This window comes from Ignavibacteria bacterium, assembly GCA_016873845.1.
In the GTDB taxonomy this organism is placed as follows: Bacteria; Bacteroidota; Ignavibacteria; order Ch128b; family Ch128b; genus JAHJVF01.
In genome coordinates this window covers 1-2,929 of sequence record VGVX01000135.1, presented here as the reverse complement: position 1 = coordinate 2,929, position 2,929 = coordinate 1, and the positions used below count along the sequence as shown (strand labels likewise).

Annotated in this window: 5 protein-coding genes; 1 reads left to right on the top strand and 4 read right to left on the bottom strand. The window is 35.3% G+C overall.

Annotated elements, in window-relative coordinates:
• Positions 1 to 39 precede the first annotated feature (39 nt).
• From FJ213_13225 to FJ213_13210, 4 genes are all read right to left on the bottom strand, one after another.
• A complete protein-coding gene (locus FJ213_13225; protein ID MBM4177113.1) occupies positions 40 to 261 on the bottom strand; it encodes an addiction module protein in 222 nt (73 codons plus the stop codon).
• Between the two features lie 75 nt (positions 262 to 336).
• A complete protein-coding gene (locus FJ213_13220) occupies positions 337 to 546 on the bottom strand; it encodes a helix-turn-helix domain-containing protein (protein MBM4177112.1) in 210 nt (69 codons plus the stop codon).
• A 16-nt stretch (positions 547 to 562) separates the two neighbouring features.
• Complete coding sequence (locus FJ213_13215; protein MBM4177111.1) at positions 563 to 1,327, bottom strand: hypothetical protein; 765 nt, start codon at positions 1,325 to 1,327, stop codon at positions 563 to 565.
• A gap of 102 nt (positions 1,328 to 1,429) precedes the next feature.
• Complete coding sequence (locus FJ213_13210; protein ID MBM4177110.1) at positions 1,430 to 2,668, bottom strand: membrane dipeptidase; 1,239 nt, start codon at positions 2,666 to 2,668, stop codon at positions 1,430 to 1,432.
• A 134-nt stretch (positions 2,669 to 2,802) separates the two neighbouring features.
• Here FJ213_13210 and FJ213_13205 point away from each other — a divergent pair.
• The coding region (locus tag FJ213_13205) for a thiol reductase thioredoxin (protein ID MBM4177109.1) at positions 2,803 to 2,929 on the top strand (127 nt) is incomplete at its 3' end.

Here is a 2,929-nt window from a genome sequence, read left to right as displayed (position 1 = left end):
GCTCCAAGAAATAGCGATTAATTCATTCTTCCACTTAAATCACTTAGACTTGAGAAATTCAGCTTTTATCTCATCCCATGTCCGACCTTGTGAAGGATTTTCATCAAAAAAGTGGGAACGTTTGTCAATTTCATCTCTTTGCGATTGGGATAATTCAAATGATTCGTTATCACGAGCAATACTATCCCAAATATCTTCGACGAGTAAAATCCGTTCGGGAATGCTTAATTTTTTAATTTCTTCTTTTAACTTAGAATTCATTTGGTCTTCCTTGATTCAATAAAATATATTTATTTTTTATTAGAACATCTAATCCTGAAATAAACGATTATCTAATCATTTACTTTTCGAACCGTTAATAATCTCTGTGAATTTCTCATCAAAATGACGATTGAACCACTCGTCGATAATTGACTTTTTGAATCGCCATTCTTTGCCGATTTTAGCCGCTGGAATTTTTTTCTCTTGAGCCCAGGTGTAAATCGTCTGCGGCTTTAATTTTAAATAAGCGGCAACTTCTTCTAATGTCATTATATCATCTTGCATTAATCAATTCCATCACTTATCGTCTGAATAAAAAAAGTGAATCTTGTTCATTATTTTCTTTTGGAATTTTGTATTTCACATTAGGTTCATTATTTCCTTCCAATAATTGATTGATTGAATAAATAATCGCCGCATAAAAATTTCCTTCATATTCTCTGAACAAAGCAAATGGTTTCCCTTGGTCTCCTGTGAAAGGTCTGAGATTCCACGCAAGCTGAATTCCGACTATCGCTAAAATCACAAACCAAAACTTAAAAACTGTGACACCAATTTTCGGATAGACTCCTTTTTTCTCACAGGAATATTTCAACGCTTCGACTATCATTCGTATTCCGAAAAATCCAGAAAGAGCAACAATCGCAATATGAAGAAGTTGAAGGAAATAATAATTACCTCCCGTCAAAAGAAAAAATATAACGATTGGAATAAATGAAACCATTATCGAAGTCGTCAGCACAAATCCAGAAATTATAATTGAAACCATCTGGTGAAGTTTCAGCTTCGAACCAAGTGTGTATTGAATAATGAAAAGCGCTGGCAGGCATATAATCAGAGCAAGCAAAAACAGTACAGGTATTTTTATCCCCGCCGCTACGGCTTGTGCAAAACTATGATAACTCCCAACTGCAACACCGTACAGAAATGAAAACAAAATCATCAACAACAAGAGATTCACAATTTTTATAACGGAATATTTTTCATCGATAAGCTTTTCAAAATATTCTTCTTTGTTCTGAAATGAAGGGAGTAAGCTGAACGAAATGACCTTTGGCTTTTCCATTAAATACCTCTCAAATTTTCTGCTCAAACCTACAAAATTCCTACTCTTTTGTCAAGTATTTTATTGTTTATTATTGTTTGTTATAATTTATTACGAATTCATTTACTTCGACTTGGAAGAAAACTTTTCAACTTTTCTGAAGACTCGCATAAAATTCCCGCCCCAAATTTTTTCGATATCTTTTTCAGAATAACCGCGTTTGAGCAGCTCGATTGTAACGTTTTTCATTTCACTTGCATCAAAGCATCCATCGACACCACCGCCGCCGTCGAAATCAGTACCAATTCCAACGTGATCAATCCCTGCAATCTTTACAACATAATCGATGTGATCCACTACATCCGAAACATCTGCAAGCTTGCGAGGAAATTTTTTATCCAATTCGATTCTCTCGGCTCGAGCTTTTTCTCTTTCTTGTTTTGAAAGGACATCATAATTATCATACCTCTCACGGAATTTTTGAAAGGCAGAATCTCTTACTGGATTTGGTTCGGGAGTTTTCAAGTAATCGGTAAAGAAGCAAATCTGAATCACTCCGCCATTTTCTGCGAGCTTTATTAACATTTCATCCGTAAGATTCCGTGGATTATCACACAATGCACGAACAGAGGAGTGTGAAGCAATCACGGGAGTTTTCGTCAACTCGATAACATCATAGAAAGCTTTGTCAGATACATGAGAAATGTCCACCATCATTCCCACACGATTCATTTCCTTAATGGCCTCTTTCCCGAACTCACTTAATCCATTATGCTCGGCACTATCGGGATCGAGCGATGAATCGCAAATATCATTGTGCTTTGTATGGCAAAGTGTGATGTAGCGGACACCTAAATCATAATAAGTTTGAATAAGTGAAATGTTACTTCCTACGGGATAACCATTTTCCATTCCGATATAAATCGCCCGCTTCCCTTTTTTCTTTATTTTGTAAGCATCGTCAGATGACCAAGCCAACTCTGCAAGAGATAAATTTTGGTTGAGCTTAGATTTAATTGAATCAATTGTTCGCAAAATGGATTCTTTCGCTTTGGCATTTCCTTCTGAAGTTCTTGGACCTTGACCTACAAATGCGGCGAAGAAAGCTGCATCCAATCCACCTTCCTTCATTCGAGGAAAGTCTAATTTGCTTCCGTCCTCCATTGAATTATGCCAAATGCTCAAATCGAAATCCGAATTTGTAAATCTCAAAGGTGTATCGACATGCGTGTCGAGCGTAAGAATTTTAAAATGAATTTTCTCCACTTTTTCAGTGATATTCCCAGACTTTTTGATTGACAAACAACCAATCAAATAAAAAATCGAAAACGAAAAAAATAAAATATTTTGATATTTCATCATTCATCCTATTATGAAAATACTGGTGAAATTTTAGCAAGAACTGTTGACAATTGCAAACAATTTCTCGGTAAAAAATTTTTGAATCCTTTCGTTCCAATCTGCATCTTACTACCGTAAAAAATAATAGGAAAGAAATGCCAGAACATTTAACAAAAGAAACATTTTTAGAAAAAGTATTTAATTACGAACAAAATAAAGATTGGAAATTCGAAGGTAAGATTCCTGCTTTGATAGATTTTTATGCCGATTGGTGCGGACCCT